The sequence below is a fragment of the Specibacter sp. NPDC078709 genome (assembly GCF_040686795.1).
Classification (GTDB): domain Bacteria; phylum Actinomycetota; class Actinomycetes; order Actinomycetales; family Micrococcaceae; genus Specibacter.
Map to the genome: position 1 here is coordinate 16,283 of NZ_JBFBLU010000001.1, position 15,103 is coordinate 31,385.

Sequence of the window (15,103 nt, forward strand, 5' to 3'; positions counted from 1 at the left end):
CTAAGCGCCGGTCCCTGTGGCGTCGGCCAAGGCGGCGCTGATAACGGCATTCTCGGCAGCAGTTTGCTCCACCAGCCACACCATCAGCGCCTTCTGGGCGTGCAGACGGTTCTCGGCTTCATCCCACACCACGGACTGCGGACCATCAATGACGGAGGCTGAGATCTCGTAGCCGCGGTAGGCAGGCAAGCAATGCAGCACGATCGCGTCAGGAGCAGCCTGGGCGAGGGCTGCGTCGTCGAGCGCGTAGTCGGTGAAGAGCTCCATGCGCGCAGCCTTCTCATCTTCTTGCCCCATGGATACCCAGGTGTCGGTGACCAGAACGTCGGCGCCGGCGACAGCCTGCGCAACATCGGTGGTGATGAGCACCGAACCGCCGGTCTGGGCGGCACGTTCCTGGGCGGCGAGGACCACGGCGTCGGCTGGCAGATACCCGGCAGGTCCGGTGATGCGCACGTGCATGCCGGCCGTGACCCCGGCCAGCAGGTAGGAGTTGGCCATATTGTTGGCGCTGTCCCCCATATAGGTCATGGTCAGTCCGGCGAGTTCGCCCTTGTGTTCTTTGATGGTGAGCAGGTCCGCGAGCAGCTGGCACGGGTGGTAGTCATCGGAGAGGGCGTTGATGACGGGCACCTTGGAATTGGCGGCCATTTCCTCCAGACCAGCCTGGGTGTAGGTGCGCCACACAATGGTCGAAACCATACGCTCCAGGACCTTGGCGGTGTCGGAGACCGATTCCTTATGGCCGATCTGCGCTTCGCCCGGGTTGATGATCAGCGGGTTGCCACCCAAGGCAGCCACGCCAGCGGCGAAGGAGACACGGGTTCGGGTGGAGGTTTTATCGAAAATGACCGCTACGGTTTGGGCGCCCTGGCCATCACCGGCGAAAGTGCTCTTGGAGTAGGGCTGCTTCTTCAGCTGTGCGGCAAGGTCCAGAACCTCGGCCTGCTCGGCGGGGCTCAGATCGGTATCTACGAGAAAGTGGCGGGTCATCAGGAGCTCTTTTCCGTGGTGGTTGCGGCTGTGTGGGCGGCCGTTGCGGTGGCTAGTAATCCGGGCAGTGCCGCCAGGAAGGATTGTGCTTGTGCGGCCGTCAGATTCAAGGGCGGCGCGAGGCGGATGGTGTTGGGGCGGGGAGCGTTGACAATGAAGCCTGCCTCCAACGCCGCGCTGACAACGCCAGCGGCCACAGGCTCAGCCAGGTCAAAGCCGATCAGGAGGCCAAAGGCGCGGACGTCAGTGACGCCGTCGATCGTGGCCAGCCCGGCGGCGAAGATCTCACTGACGGCGCGCACATTCGCCAGCACATCCTTGGATTCGAGTACATGCAGCGTTGCCAATGCGGCAGCCGTGGCCACCGGGTTCCCGCCAAAGGTGGTCCCGTGCTGGCCGGCACTGAGTAGATGGGACGGCTCGTCGCCGAAGGTGATGATGGCACCGATCGGGAAGCCACCGCCCAAGCCCTTGGCCAGGGTCATGGCGTCAGGTGTGATGCCGGTGTCGATCCCGGCGAACCAGCTGCCGGTGCGGCCAATGCCTGTCTGGACTTCGTCGAGGATCAGCAAGGCGCCGTGTTCGCGGGTCAGCTCGCGGGCGGCCCGCAGGTACTCGGGCGAGAGCGGACGGACGCCGGCTTCACCCTGAATGGGTTCGATGATCAGGGCCGCAACGCTGCTGTCCATGGCTTCGCGCAGGGCGTCGATGTCATTGAAGGCGATGTGGCGGACGCCGGCAGGCATAGGCTCGAACGGCTCGCGGTAAGCGGCCTTGGCCGTCATGGCGAGGGCACCCATGGTGCGGCCGTGGAAGGCGCCTTCGAGAGCCAAAATGGTGGGGCGTTCCTTGCCACCGTGGGAGCGAGCCAGCTTGAACGCGGCCTCGTTGGCTTCCGTGCCGGAGTTGGCGAAGAACACCTTCGAGCCGGCCGGGGCCTGACTGAGTTCCAACAATTTCTCGGCCAGAGCAATCTGGGTGGGGCTCGTGAAAAAGTTTGACACGTGGCCCAAAGTGGAGAGCTGGCTGGCCACCACCGAGGTGACGAAGGGGTGGGCGTGGCCCAGCGCATTTACGGCAATGCCACCGAGCAGGTCAAGGTATTCCTTGCCATCGGCGTCCCACACCAGAGCTCCAGCGCCACGGACCAAAACGCGCTGCGGGCTACCGAAGACGCCCATCAGCGAATCCTTGTAGCGGGCCAGCCACTGCTCGCTGGTGCCGGTTCCAGCCACGGCAGTCGCGTTGACGTTAGTCAGCTCGATTGAATCGTTGTTTTCGGTCATTTACTTCTCATCCTCATCGGGGAAAATCTGGGTTCCAATACCCTCAAATGTCATCAGTTCCAGTAGTACAGAGTGGGCAGTGCGGCCGTCGACAACGGCGGCACGGGCCACACCGCCGTCGACCGCGGCTAGGCAGGCACCCATCTTGGGAATCATGCCCGCTTCCAAACTCGGCAGCATCTCGCGCAAGGCGCTGGCGCCGAGTTCGCTGAGCAGCGAGGACTTGTCCGGCCAATTCGCGTAGAGACCTTCGACGTCGGTCAAGACCACCAAGCGCGATGCTTCCAACGCCACCGCCAGAGCGGCTGCGGCGGTGTCGGCGTTGACGTTGAGCACGGTGGAGGCGTCCCCCACCTCGGGAGCCACGGTGGAAATGACAGGGATCCGACCAGCCTCCAACAGGTCCAAGATGGCGCCAGGATTCACCCCAACCACCTCGCCGACCAGGCCTAGATCCACGGGCAGACCGTCCACGACGGTGCCGGTTCGCTCGGCCTGCAGCAGGGCGCCATCCTCCCCGGAAAGTCCGACGGCGTAGGGGCCGTGTTCGTTGATCAGGCCCACCAGTTCGCGGCCCACCTGGCCCGTGAGGACCATCCGGACAACGTCCATGGCCTCGGGCGTGGTGACGCGCAGCCCGCCCTTGAACTCGCTCTTGATGTCGAGGCGCTTGAGCATGGCGTTGATCTGCGGCCCGCCACCATGGACCACCACGGGCTTGATGCCCACATGGTGCATGAACACGATGTCTTCGGCAAAGGCTCGTCGCAGCTCGTCGTTAATCATGGCGTTGCCGCCGTACTTGACCACCACTACCGTGCCCGCAAACTGCTGAATCCACGGCAACGCCTCAATCAGCGTGCCAGCTTTGTCCTGGGCGGTTTCCACCGAAGTCATCATGTGTTCCTTAAAGTCCTGTTAAATGGCGCCGCAGCGTCCCAACTCTCGCAACGACGGGCGCTGGCGACGGCGCAGTCGGTCACCAATCCCGGAGCGGGGATGGATTTTCCAGCGAGGTCACGAGCGGAAAATCTTACTGCCCGCGAGGGATTGGGGACCGGCGGAGCCGGCCACCCGACGGCGTTACGACGAGTAGGCGCTGTTTTCTTCGACGTACGCGTGGGTCAGATCGTTCGTCCAGATCGTGGCCGACGCGTCGCCTGCGGCTAGGTCGATTTCGACGGTGACTTCGCGGGGTTTCAGGTCCACGAGGTCGCGGGAGTCCCCGATGCAGCCGTTGCGGCAGATCTGGACGCCGTTGATGCGCACGTTGATCTTGTCGGGATCGAAGACGGCGTCGGTGGTGCCGACGGAGGCCAGGACGCGGCCCCAGTTGGGGTCGTTGCCAAAGATGGCGGCCTTGAACAGGTTGGAGCGGGCCACGGAGCGGGAGACCACTTCGGCGTCGCGTTCGCTGTCTGCGTTCATGGTGGTGATGGCGATGTCGTGGCTGGCGCCTTCGGCGTCGGCGATCAAGGCGCGGGCCAGTTTGGCGCAGACCTCGGTGAGTCCGGCGGTGAATTCGTCCATGTCGGGGAACGCGGTGGAGGCCCCGGATGACATGAGCAGGACGGTGTCGTTGGTGGACATGCAACCGTCGGAGTCTGCACGGTTGAAGGTGACGCGGACGGCGTCGCGCAGGGCAGCGTCGAGGCCCTCGGGCTCCACGACGGCGTCGGTGGTGATGACGACCAGCATGGTGGCCAGACCGGGTGCCAGCATGCCGGCACCCTTGGCCATCCCGCCAATGCTGTAGCTGAAGCCGTCGGCGTTGGGGGCCGAGGTCCAGGAGAATTCCTTGGAGACGGTGTCGGTGGTCATGATCGCAGTGGCGGCGGCAGCTCCGCCGTCGTCCGTCAAGGCAGCGGCTGCGGCCTCAACACCGGGGAGGATCTTGTCCATGGGGAGCTGTTCGCCGATCAGGCCGGTGGAGCAGACGGCAATGTCGGTGGCTGACAGGCCCAGGACGGCGGCAACCTTTTCGGCGGTGGCGTGCGTGTTCTGGAAGCCCTCGGGGCCGGTGCAGGCGTTGGCGCCGCCGGAGTTGAGCACGACGGCGTCGACCCGACCGTCGCTGAGGACCTGGCGGGACCAGTGGATGGGGGCCGCGGCCACACGGTTGCTGGTGAAGACGGCGGCGGCGGCGTGCTCCGGACCGTCGTTGACGACGAGGGCAAAATCGGGGTTGCCGGAGGTCTTCAGGCCCGCGGTAATGCCTGCGGCACGGAAGCCTTGTGGGGTGGTCACGCTCATGGTGCTACTCCTTGGAAGGAAAGGCCTGTTGTTTCGGGTAGGCCGAGGGCTAAGTTCATTGACTGTACAGCTCCGCCAGCGGTGCCCTTGGTGAGGTTGTCGATGGCGGCGCACACGATCACGCGGTTCACGTGGGCGTCGTAGGCGATTTGGATGGCCGCATAGTTGGAGCCCTGCACGGACTTGGTGGAGGGCCATTGGCCTTCCGGGAGCACATGCACGAAGGGTTCCTCGGCGTAGGCTTCCTCCCAGATTTCCCGCAGTGCGGTTTCCGGGTTGTCCATGGCGGCGAATTTTGCGGAGACCTTGGCCGTGGCCGTGGTGAGGATGCCGCGGCTCATGGGGGCGAGGGTGGGCGTGAAGGAAACCCGTACGTCCTGGCCGGAGGCGTTGGAGAGGCCCTGCTCAATTTCGGGGGTGTGGCGGTGGCCGCCGCCCACGCCGTACGGGCTCATGGAGCCAATGACCTCGGAGCCGATCAGGTTGACCTTGGCCGCCTTGCCTGCACCGGAGGTTCCGGAGGCTGCAACGATGACGACGTCGTCCGGCAGCAGTGCGTGGGCGGCGAAGCCGGGCATGAGGGCCAGCAGTGAGCTGGTGGGGTAGCAGCCGGGGACGGCGATGCGCTTGGCACCCTTGAGGCGTTCGCGGTGGCCGGGTAGCTCGGGCAGGCCGTAGGGCCAGGTGCCGGCGTGCTCGGAGCCGTAGAACTTTTCCCACGCGGCGGAATCTTCCAGGCGGTGGTCCGCCCCGGCGTCGATGACGAGGGTTTCCGGCGGCAGCTGTGCGGCGATGGCCGCGGATGCGCCGTGCGGTAGTGCCAGGAACACGACGTCGTGCCCGGAGAGATTTTCCACGGTGGTGTCAACCAGGACGAGGTCCGCGAAGGCATGCAGGTGCGGGGCGAGCGAACCCAGCCTCTCGCCGGCGTTGCTGTGGGCGGTGATGGCACCGATGGTTACGTTCGGGTGGCCGGCCAGGAGGCGCAGCACCTCTCCCCCGGCATATCCGCTGGCACCTGAGACGGCTACTGAAATTGTCATAAGTCGACTATACAGCAGAATTATGCAGTGTCACCGATATTTATGCATTAGGGCGAATTTTATGCGGCATTCCGTCCTATGATGATCTTGGGGCTTGCCCCTCACCTGTTCACAAGCCACGCGATTTGGAGTTCACCATGACCGAGCAGTGCAATGCAATTGTCGCCGCCGCCAAGGGCGGTCCCGAGGTTCTACAACTGACACAGGTAGCCATGCCCGTGGCCGGTCCGGGCGAATTGTTGGTCAAAATTGCCGCCGTGGGCGTGAACTTCATCGAAACCTACCAGCGCGACGGCACCTACCCCGTGCAGTTCCCCTTCACGCCCGGTGCCGAGGCTGCCGGCAAGGTGGTTGCCGTGGGACCCGGCGTGAGCGCCTTTGCCGTGGGCGACCGCGTTGCCACCGCCGAGGGCATCGGCTGTTACGCCGAGTACGCAATTTTCCCGGTCGATAAGGCATTGCCGGTGCCGTCCAGCGTGCCGCTCGATGTGGCCGCAGCCCTCCCCCTGCAGGGCATGACGGCGCATTACCTGATGAATTCCACCTACCATGTTGAGCCCGGCCAGACTGTGCTGCTGCACGCCGGCGCCGGTGGTGTGGGCTTACTGCTGACGCAAATGCTGAAGGAGCGCGGCGCCCGCGTCATCACCACGGTTTCCACGGAGGAGAAGGAGGAGCTCGCCCGCGTTGCCGGCGCCGACGAGGTGCTGCGCTACGAAGGTTTCGCCGCCGCCGTGCGCGAGCTCACCGATGGTGTGGGTGTGGATGTGGTGTACGACGGCGTTGGGAAGGACACCTTCGACGGTTCCCTTGCGTCGCTGCGCACCCGAGGGACGCTCGTCTTGTTCGGCGGGGCCTCGGGCCAGGTGCCACCCTTTGACATCCAGCGCCTGAATGCTGGCGGCTCGCTGAGCCTTGTCCGCCCCACGCTGCGCGACTACCTGCTCAACGCCAAGGAGCGACTGTGGCGTTCCACCGAGGTGTTCGACGCCGCTGCGCACGGTAAATTGGCGGCCCGGATCGGCGCCCGTTTCCCACTGTCCGAGGCCGGTGCCGCGCACACCGCATTGCAGGGTCGTCAGACCACGGGCAAGGTCATCCTGGAGCCGTAACCGAATGGCGGGCCGTGGTGCGGGGCCCGATAACAAGGCCGCACAATAATTAAAGCCTTCGGGCGGGCACGGAATGGTTTCCGTGCCCGCCCGAAGGCTTTTGTTGCTGCCGTTGCAGCGCTATTTTTCTGCGGTTAGTGGCCCGCCTTCCGTCTACGAGCCACAGTGAACACCGTCATCCCGGCCAGCAGCATCAGGACGGCGATTCCAGCCAGCATCGTGTTTCTGGCACCGGTGCTGGCGAGATCGTCTTTGGCCGCCGCGGTTGAGCTGCCAGTCGCTACAGGGCTGGCGGGCGTCACCGACGGAGGGACTGTCGTGGGAGTGTCCGTTGCGGGCGTGCCCGTTGGCGGTGTGCCTGTTGGGGGCGTGTCAGTCGCCGGGGCACTCGGGTCGGTGCCAGGGTCGGGGTTCCCGGGTTCGGATGGCTCCACGTCCGCCGGGTTCACAAGAACGGCGACGGTGCGTGCGGGGACGCTCACGGTTCCGCTCGTGGCATCCCAACCCGTCTGCTTGACGACGGGGTCGAGCCCGTTCAACTGCACCGACGAGAGTGCGTAGTCCCGGCCCGCGAGGTTGCCAACTGTCTGGCTGACGGTTTCAGTGCTGGCATTGAATACTACGAGTGCGCCATCAAGTGCGGGATCCGCGTCCGCACCGACAAGGTCGTCAATGCTCATCACGATGACTCCGGGTGTTGCCTGTGTTCCGCTGCCCGGGAACGACACCTTTTGCGAGATGAGTTCGGCCGAGCCCAATCGCAGCAGCTCGATCGAGGAACGCAGCCGCAACAAATCGAGCGCGCCTGCTTCCGCAGCCGAGATGTCGGCTGGTTGGGGCTTGTTGGCAGAATTCTCCAACAAGGGCTTCATCGCTGCCCAATGATCTCCGTTGTCTGCCTTCGGCGGCAAGCCCGAGCCAAAGGTTGACTCCTGGCCTGTCCAGTCGATGCGGTTGAACCAGTCACCGGAGTTGTAGCTGTTGCGGTCCAATGACTTGGAACGCAACAGCTCCGTTCCGGCATGCCAGAACGACGGCGTCTGGGACAATGTTGCGGTCGCGAGCGACAGGGTATTCATACGCACACGGTCGGCCATCGTCGTATCGGCGGGCAGCTTGAGCATACCGATGTCGAAGAGGGTCTCGTTGTCGTGGGCGTCAACGTAGCTGATGATTTCATCGGGCTGGCTGGCGTAGCCGGCCGGCGAACCCCGGTAATCGAGTTCGGACCCCTTCGCCACGGTGCCGTCGGATGTGGTCAGACTGTACTCGGCGAGATTTCCGGCCAGGCCAAGCTTGACCAGGTCGCTCTGGTGCTTGAGTTCGGCAAGTGCCTGTTCCTGTGTTCCGTTGATCTCGGAACCGTTGGGATCCGTGGCAAGGCCGGTTCCGAATCCTTGTTGGAACTTGGTCTCACCTGCCACCGGGCTGCCACCATGAACGGCATCGCGCAGCCGGTCACTGAACGTGCCAATCGATGTTCCAGCCAATTGGCCCTGGCTGGCCTGCTCGAAGAGTGCATTGTCGGCTACCTCTCCGAAGTTCCAGCCTTCGCCGTACAGCAGGACGGATTTGCCATCGACCCCGTCTTTCTCGAGGGTCAGCTCGTCGAGGGCCGCACGCACTGCCAGCATGTTCGCCTTGGAGTGGTGCCCCATGAGGTCGAAGCGGAAACCGTCGACCTTGTATTCACGGGCCCAGAGAACCACCGAATCGACCATGAGCTTTTCGGCGGCCTTGTGCTCAGTTGCCACGTTCTCGCAACAGGTGGAGGTTTCAACCTTGCCCTCGGCGTTGAGCCGCTGGTAGTAGCCGGGAACCAGCTTGTCCAGCACCGAGGTGCCGGCCTGTCCGGATGCCGCAGTGTGGTTGTACACCTGGTCAAGCACAACCTGCAGGCCGGTTGCGTGCAGGGCACCGACCATTTCACGGAATTCGGCGACGCGGGCCCCGCCCTCCGGGTCAACGGCGTAGGAACCTTCAGGAGCCTGGAAATGGAACGGGTCGTAGCCCCAGTTGTAGCCGTCTTGATCGGCGACGGCACCGGTGCAGGCCTGCTGTTCTTCGGATCCGGCACCGAACGAGGCGAGGTCGCAGTCCGGAGTCTTCTGGGCTGCGCGGTTCTCCTCAATCGTGGCAAGGTCAAAGGTGGGCAGGAGGTGCACAGTGTTGATGCCTGCTGCTGCAAGTTCCCGGAGCTGGGCAGTTCCGGCGCTGTCGCGGGTGAAGGCGCGGTAGGTGCCGCGCTCCTCTTCCGGCACGGTGGTGTCGCCAATCGAGAAGTCACGCACGTGTAGCTCGTAGATGGACCGGTCAACTTGCTTTTCGATGACCGGCGCGGCCGTCGTGGCCCACTGTTCGGGCGCCCAGGCAGGCGAATCGAGGTCGACGGCGATCGAACGGGACGAGTTCGTCGTCAGGGCGATCGAGTATGGGTCCGTTACCTGGTTTGTTTCGATCTTGCCCGTCGAATGGGCGTAGACGTTGACCTCCCAAAGATAAGGGGCGTTCTCCGCGATCCCTGTGGGTGCGGCCGTCCATGTCCCGGCGGCGGCATCCCAAGTTGCGGCTGTGCGTACCGGCTCTCCCGAGCCGTCCGTGGGCCATGTCAGCAGTGTTGCCTGCTGGGCGGTGGGCGCCCACAAGGTAAAGCTGGGGCTATCTGCATTCCACTTGATTCCAAGTGTGCGCCCGGCTAGGGACCCGGCGTACAGACTGTCCAGGACTCCTGGGAGCTGCACGCCGGTGTAGGCGCTCAGTGCACCGTCAGTTGTCTGGGCGATTTGCAGCTGTCCCTTCAGGAGTCCTGCCGTTTTCACCCGATCCAAGGCTGCAGGGCGCAGCACGATGTAACCGGTCTTCAGTGCCGGAAATGTTGCCAGCTGCTCAGCCGTGAATCCTGCGGAATCGTGTTTGAGGTCAACGGCGTCGCCACCGGAGACGGCTCCATCTGCAACTTTCAGTGCGGCAGATGCCGAGTGGAACAGCTGCCAGGACGCATCCGTAGGATTGGCCGAGCCGAGCAGTGCTGCCGGCCAGGCGAGGGTGTTTTCATCGACCCACTTGGCCTGCAGCGTGCCGAGACCAGCGAGCGGCGGATCGGCAACGTCGATCTCGAGGATGTGCGTTGCTAGGGTGTAGCGGAAGTTGATTTGCTTGCCGGTGCTGGCAGAGAACGCAAGGTTCTCGCCGCCGGGAGTGCCGCCAACGCCGTAGTTTTCGTCCCAGCCAAGGCCGTGCGTGGTTTTGACGGAGTAGTTGCCAGCTGCGAGCCTGTCGGTCGAGAACTCGTACACGCCGTCGCCGTCGCTGTCGTGCATGGAGGTTGCAAAGCAGGCCGGCTTCCAGTCTTCGCTGCAGCCGAGCTGCGCCTGAAAATCACCGGCAAGCGTGACGATTGGTGCCTGCGAACTGTTTTGGGCGACCTTCGTGACGGGATTCCAATAGAAGGTGACCGGTCCGCCGTCGTGCGTGTAGCTCAGGTTTTTCGCCTCACCGCTGGAGTCGCCGCCGGAGCCGTAGGCGAGATCCCAGCTGCCGTTGATGGCGACCTTGTACTCGTAGGTCCCTGCCGGCAGCTCGAAGGCGCCGGTGTATATGCCGTCCTCGTTCTTGGTGAGCTTTGCCGTTTCACAGGCCGGCTGCCAATCGGCGGCACAGCCCATGGCAACGTTGTGACTGCCGGGCACTGAGACCATATTGATCTCGGGCTCAGGGGCCTCGACCTCCTCTGTGGTCACGGCGAATCCTGCGGAGCCATACGTTGAGGCGGCGCTGTGGTTGCCTGCGGCATCCGTCGTCACCGCGCGGTACTCAACCAGCGTGCCGGCCGGAAGTGATTCGCTGTCGTGGAACACCCGCGGCGAAGTGCTTTCCGCGGTGCCGAGCGGCTGCCATTCCGCTCCACCCACAACGCGGTAGGCAAAGCTCGTCTCGGCCCAGGAGTCCGGCTCGATGCTTGCGCTCACTGCGGTGCTTCCGGTGAGTGCAGCACCCGCGGCCGGGAGCGTCAGTGTGATCTCGGTGGCGGCTGCGGGTGCCGTGACGCCCTTCTCGGCGCGGTACACAACAGCACTCATGGCGGGCACGGTGATGGTGGTGGCACCTGCGGCATCGCTGGAGACGGCCGACGTCGTTCCGTAGAGCGGGGCGAAGTCGGCGCCCTGGGTCAGCGTGGCCAGCTCAACGGACTTTTCCTCGGTGGCGTTGTTCAAGGCAACGAGGTATTCGACCTTTTCTTCACGATCAACGCGGGAGAACGCATAAATGCCTGCGCCGTCCTCTGCATAACGCTGGATCTGTGCGCCCTGTGCCAAGGCGGGGTGGTCGGCACGCAGCTTGGCCAATGCCGCAATGTGTTTGTAGAGGGGCGCCTCCGTGTCGAAGCGGTCGGCGGTGCCAATGGTTGCGCCTGTGACGAGCTTCTGCTCTGCATATTCGGCCACCTGCGTGCCGAAGAGGCTCTGGCGCGAGTTCTTGTCTTTTCCGTCGCCCTCGCCGGCGAAGCCCTGCTCGTCGCCGTAGTAGATGACCGGTTGGCCGCGGGTGAGGTAGAGCAGCTCGTGGGCGAGTTCGTCACGTTCCAGGGGGTTGGCGGTGTTGTTCGCGAAGTAGCCGATCCGGCCCATGTCGTGGTTGCCGAGGAAGGTCGGCAGCGCACTCGGTGAGCTCGTCGTCGTCGTGAAATAGTCGTCCCCGGCAAACAGCGTTTGCAGTCCGCGCGCGGAGTTGCCGGTGGCATAGCCTACCGCTCCGTCCTGGAAGGCAAAGTCGAGAACCGAGTTCATGTCAGTCTTGCGCACGTACGGGGACAGGATCTTCTGGTCGGCGCTGTAAACCTCGCCAAACATGAAGAAGTCCTCCTTGCCCTGTTCGTGGGCGTAGTCGAGCACGCCGGTAGTCCACTTCTGCCAGAATTCAAGGTTGACGTGCTTGACGGTGTCGATGCGGAAACCGTCGATGCCGAAATCAACCCAGTCCTGGAACACCTCGACAAAACCGTCGACCACCTTCGGGTGTTCGGTCATGAGGTCGTCGAGACCGCTGAAATCGCCGTACGTTTCAGACTCACCCGACCAGATGGAGTCGCCTCGGTTGTGGTACAGCGTCGTGTCGTTCAGCCACGCCGGAACCTTGAGGTTTTTGTCCGCGTCCTGGACTTTCGGCGTGTACGGGAAGCTGGTGGCCGCGTCGAGATCGGGGAAGGTGTCAGTGCCGGCGAAGTCTGCGGGGTCGAAGGGCACTCCGGCCGCGTCCTTGTAGGGCGCATCTTTCTTTTCCTGGTAGGTGTACTGGTTTTGTTCGTTGGCGATGACATCGGCCGTGTGGTTGGTGATGATGTCGAAGTAGACCTTGATGCCCTTGGCGTGCGCCTCGTCGATGAGTGCGGAGAGTTCGTCGTTCGTGCCAAGGTGTGGGTCGATTTGGGTAAAGTCAGTCACCCAGTAGCCGTGGTAGCCGGCCGAGGCGTCCGCCCCTTCGCCCTGCACGGGCTGGTTCTTGAAGCTCGGCGTCAGCCAGATGGCGGTGGTGCCCAGACCTTCGATGTAGTCGAGCCTGTTGCGCAGGCCGGCGATGTCGCCGCCGTTGTAGAAGCCCTTGTCGCTCGGATCGTAACCACTTTCCAGGCGGCCGCCAGCGATGCCTGCCTCGTCGTTTGAGGTGTCGCCATTATCGAAACGGTCTGTCATCACAAAGTAGAAATTTTCGTCGGAACCGGCTTGGCGGACGGGAGCCTCGATAAGCGCATCGTCCGCGTCACTGTAGTCTCCGCGCAGCTCAAGCGGCTGCACACCAATTCGTTTGGTGGTGTCATCAAAAGTGACCCGGATCCGACTCTCCCCCGCAAGCGCCAGCGGAATGTTCTCCCCGCCGTGCCCGTAGGCCTCATCCCATGACTTGTTCACGGCGACCTTGTAGTTGAAGGAACCTCCCGGCAGCGTGAAGTCCGCTGCATAAACGCCGGCGGTGCCGGTCTCTGTCAGTAAAGTCTCCGGGCAATCCACTGCCCAGTCAGCAGCGCAACCAAGTTCGTCCTGCAAGTCACCCACCAAGGTGAACACGCGGCCGTCCGCCGCATCGGCTCCAGTGGCTGTGGCAATGGTAAATGCAGGCGCCAGCAAGGCTGCCGCCGCCAAAGCGCCCGAGATCGCCAGGGCAAGCGATCGTCGGGCGCGCAAATATTCTGTCATCTTTGACTCCAATGGTGATGTGGCGCACAGGGCGCAAGGCAATGCCTGTGACACTAGCAGCGCTGGAACCGCAATTGCAAGCGTTTCCATTAAATCACCTGAAATTGCCTAACCAATCGGACAATTATGTTAATTCATACTGGAAGCGTTTACAAAATAGTGGCATTGAGATAGGAATACTTCGACGGTTCCCTTGCGACGCTGCGCACCCGGGGATGTTGGCCCGGCTCGGCGGGGGCTTCCCACTGGCCAGGGTCACCAGTATCACTGCTGGTACGCCTGACCTCGGGGACCCTCACCACAGACAAGGTCGTCCTGGGGCTGTAAAACGCTTGGTCCGCGACGGCTTCCTGCTCAATCCGCAGGTACGCGCGGGGTGCAGCGCCTCAACCCGGCGCACCTCTTCAACACATTCAACAAAGGTGAGTTCAACAGGATAGGCGCGCAAAAACAAAGGCGCGTGGAATGGTCACCTGGCACCTGAACCCAGGGTGACCACTTTTCTCGGCCGCTCCACTGATCGCTCCATTGATTTCGGTTAGTGGGGACCCAGCTCTGAGGTGATTGGCCGCAACGACGACTCCGGCGAATGTCTGCACAACGCTTGGCCGAGCAACGAAAACCTTGCACGGGACATCCTCCCGTGCAGACTCACCACTTCAATATCGGCCGGGGTCGGCGTTCAGCCGCCCGAAGCCTCTCCGTCGTTGTCTTTCAAGCTCTTTCGAATCCAGCGCGAACCCGGGCCTTCGGATGCGGCCTCGTCCTGCGGATTGAAGAGGTGGCACTTCTTGAGGGAGAGGCAGCCGCAGCCGATGCAGTCATCGAGGGATCCTTGAAGTTTTTCCAGCTGGCGGATTCGTCGTGCGACCAGTTGCGCCCAATGGGTGCTGAGCTGATGCCAATCATCCTGGGTCGGGGCCTTGTCGGCAGGGAGTTCGGCCAGTGCCTCTGCAATCTCGGCCAGGGTGAGGCCCACTCGTTGTCCGGCGGCAATGACTGCCAAGCGACGCAAGGTGTAGCGGCGAAAGAGGCGCTTGTTGCCGGCGGTTCGTTCGGAGGTGATGAGGTTGCGGGATTCGTAATACCTCACGGTGGGTACCGACAGCCCTGACCTGCTGGCAATTTCACCGATGGGCAGCAGGCTCTTGGATGCGGTGGCTGTCATGTGCCCATGCTTGCATACGGCCAGCTTGACCTCAAGCTAGCTTTAGCTAGTTCCATGGTGCATACGCCGTCGAACCCAAGGAACACCATGACCGCTGCACTCTTCTACACCGAACAACGTGAAGCCCCCGATAGTGGGGATCCAGGCCAAACTGCAGCGCACCTTCCAAACCCCGCCCGAGAACGTCGCCAACGACTGCGACTCCTGAGGAAACAGCTCCGCAAGGAAAGGGACCCGAGCCGCACAGCGGGCATCCCCCGTCCACACGAATCACCCCAGTACCTGTTGGCCGGAAGTTTTGGCTCCAGAATCATCTGAGCGACAAAGACATCGAACCCACTTCCAAGAGAAAGCATGTCAAGAATGAAAATCATCGACGTAGCCATCACCGTCCGCGACCTCACCAAAGCGGTACAGTTCTACCGCGACATCCTGCTGCTGCCGGTCAAAGCGACTCCGGCCAGCGCGGAGGTCACCATTGGCTCAAGCCGACTGACACTTACCACCGGGGATGGATTTGACGGCGCCCATCACCTCGCCTTCGGAATCCTGCCGTCAGAGTTTGACATGGCCCACGAATGGCTGGCCTGTCGCGTCCCCCTCCTCCAGGCCGACGGTTCGGAGATCATCCTCGGTTCGGATGAGTGGAAGTCCCGATCCCTGTATTTTTTGGGCCCGGAAGACATCATCTTGGAGTTCATCGCCCGCGACGCTGATGCGTCCACGATCTCCAGCAAGGGCAAAAACCCACGCATGTTATCCATTAGTGAGGTTGGAATTGGCGTGGAAAACGTGCTGGACACCGTGGCGACGCTGTCCGAAGAGATGGCCATCCCCAACTTTTACGATCTCTCCAGCACCTTCGCCTCAATGGGAAGCCACGATGGTCTCCTGATCGTTGTGCAGCAGGACCGGTTCTGGTTCCCCAACAAAGTATCCAAGCCGGCCCGCGGGCCCCTCACCGTTCAGACCGAATCAAGTGATCAGATCGAATCACCGGCGAGGAAATCTCGGGTGAATCTCAGCTCCAGCATCTCGATCGTCAGCGCATAGACGT

General features: G+C 63.0%; 10 protein-coding genes. 3 read left to right on the plus strand and 7 right to left on the minus strand.

The annotated features are described in order from the left end of the window. From argF to argC, 5 genes are all read right to left on the minus strand, one after another. Positions 1-993, minus strand: coding sequence for an ornithine carbamoyltransferase (argF, locus tag AB0P14_RS00080; RefSeq protein ID WP_363836372.1), 993 nt, complete (start codon positions 991-993; stop codon positions 1-3). Beyond that, positions 993-2,279, minus strand: a complete 1,287-nt coding sequence (locus tag AB0P14_RS00085; RefSeq protein WP_363836374.1) for an acetylornithine transaminase — start codon at positions 2,277-2,279, stop codon at positions 993-995. Before AB0P14_RS00085 ends, argF begins: the two co-directional genes overlap by 1 nt. Continuing rightward, a complete protein-coding gene (gene argB, locus AB0P14_RS00090; RefSeq protein ID WP_363836376.1) occupies positions 2,280-3,176 on the minus strand; it encodes an acetylglutamate kinase in 897 nt (298 codons plus the stop codon). It lies immediately after the preceding gene. Positions 3,177-3,362: 186 nt separating this feature from the next. Next, positions 3,363-4,532 carry a bifunctional glutamate N-acetyltransferase/amino-acid acetyltransferase ArgJ gene (argJ, locus tag AB0P14_RS00095; protein ID WP_363836378.1) on the minus strand — a complete coding sequence of 390 codons (1,170 nt, stop codon included), beginning with the start codon at positions 4,530-4,532 and terminating at the stop codon, positions 3,363-3,365. Continuing rightward, positions 4,529-5,575, minus strand: a complete 1,047-nt coding sequence (gene argC / locus AB0P14_RS00100; protein ID WP_363836380.1) for an N-acetyl-gamma-glutamyl-phosphate reductase — start codon at positions 5,573-5,575, stop codon at positions 4,529-4,531. The genes argJ and argC overlap by 4 nt, the downstream gene beginning before the upstream one ends. 137 nt (positions 5,576-5,712) lie before the next feature. Here argC and AB0P14_RS00105 point away from each other — a divergent pair, with 137 nt between their 5' ends. After that, positions 5,713-6,687, plus strand: coding sequence for a quinone oxidoreductase (locus AB0P14_RS00105; protein WP_363836382.1), 975 nt, complete (start codon positions 5,713-5,715; stop codon positions 6,685-6,687). A 134-nt stretch (positions 6,688-6,821) separates the two neighbouring features. Here the strand turns inward: AB0P14_RS00105 and pulA are convergent, their stop codons facing one another. Together pulA and soxR are read right to left on the minus strand one after the other, a co-directional pair. Then, complete coding sequence (gene pulA, locus AB0P14_RS00110; protein WP_363836383.1) at positions 6,822-12,878, minus strand: pullulanase-type alpha-1,6-glucosidase; 6,057 nt, start codon at positions 12,876-12,878, stop codon at positions 6,822-6,824. A gap of 682 nt (positions 12,879-13,560) precedes the next feature. Then, entirely contained in the window at positions 13,561-14,046 is a 486-nt protein-coding gene (soxR, locus tag AB0P14_RS00115) for a redox-sensitive transcriptional activator SoxR (protein ID WP_363836385.1), read from the minus strand. Positions 14,047-14,133: 87 nt separating this feature from the next. Here soxR and AB0P14_RS00120 point away from each other — a divergent pair, with 87 nt between their 5' ends. Both AB0P14_RS00120 and AB0P14_RS00125 read left to right on the plus strand, forming a co-directional pair. Next, the gene (locus tag AB0P14_RS00120; RefSeq protein ID WP_363836387.1) at positions 14,134-14,364 is read left to right on the plus strand and encodes a hypothetical protein; all 231 of its coding nucleotides are present in this window, start codon (positions 14,134-14,136) and stop codon (positions 14,362-14,364) included. A gap of 36 nt (positions 14,365-14,400) precedes the next feature. After that, complete coding sequence (locus tag AB0P14_RS00125; protein ID WP_363836388.1) at positions 14,401-15,099, plus strand: hypothetical protein; 699 nt, start codon at positions 14,401-14,403, stop codon at positions 15,097-15,099. Positions 15,100-15,103: the final 4 nt, after the last annotated feature.

Excerpts from the sequence above, each read along its gene's own strand:
- AB0P14_RS00085 (WP_363836374.1), bottom strand. The coding sequence starts at position 2,279 with ATGACCGAAAACAACGATTCAATCGAGCTGACTAACGTCAACGCGACT.
- AB0P14_RS00125 (WP_363836388.1), top strand. The coding sequence starts at position 14,401 with ATGTCAAGAATGAAAATCATCGACGTAGCCATCACCGTCCGCGACCTC.
- argB (WP_363836376.1), bottom strand. The coding sequence starts at position 3,176 with ATGACTTCGGTGGAAACCGCCCAGGACAAAGCTGGCACGCTGATTGAG.
- soxR (WP_363836385.1), bottom strand. The coding sequence starts at position 14,046 with ATGACAGCCACCGCATCCAAGAGCCTGCTGCCCATCGGTGAAATTGCC.
- argJ (WP_363836378.1), bottom strand. The coding sequence starts at position 4,532 with ATGAGCGTGACCACCCCACAAGGCTTCCGTGCCGCAGGCATTACCGCG.
- argF (WP_363836372.1), bottom strand. The coding sequence starts at position 993 with ATGACCCGCCACTTTCTCGTAGATACCGATCTGAGCCCCGCCGAGCAG.
- AB0P14_RS00105 (WP_363836382.1), top strand. The coding sequence starts at position 5,713 with ATGACCGAGCAGTGCAATGCAATTGTCGCCGCCGCCAAGGGCGGTCCC.
- argC (WP_363836380.1), bottom strand. The coding sequence starts at position 5,575 with ATGACAATTTCAGTAGCCGTCTCAGGTGCCAGCGGATATGCCGGGGGA.
- AB0P14_RS00120 (WP_363836387.1), top strand. The coding sequence starts at position 14,134 with ATGACCGCTGCACTCTTCTACACCGAACAACGTGAAGCCCCCGATAGT.
- pulA (WP_363836383.1), bottom strand. The coding sequence starts at position 12,878 with ATGACAGAATATTTGCGCGCCCGACGATCGCTTGCCCTGGCGATCTCG.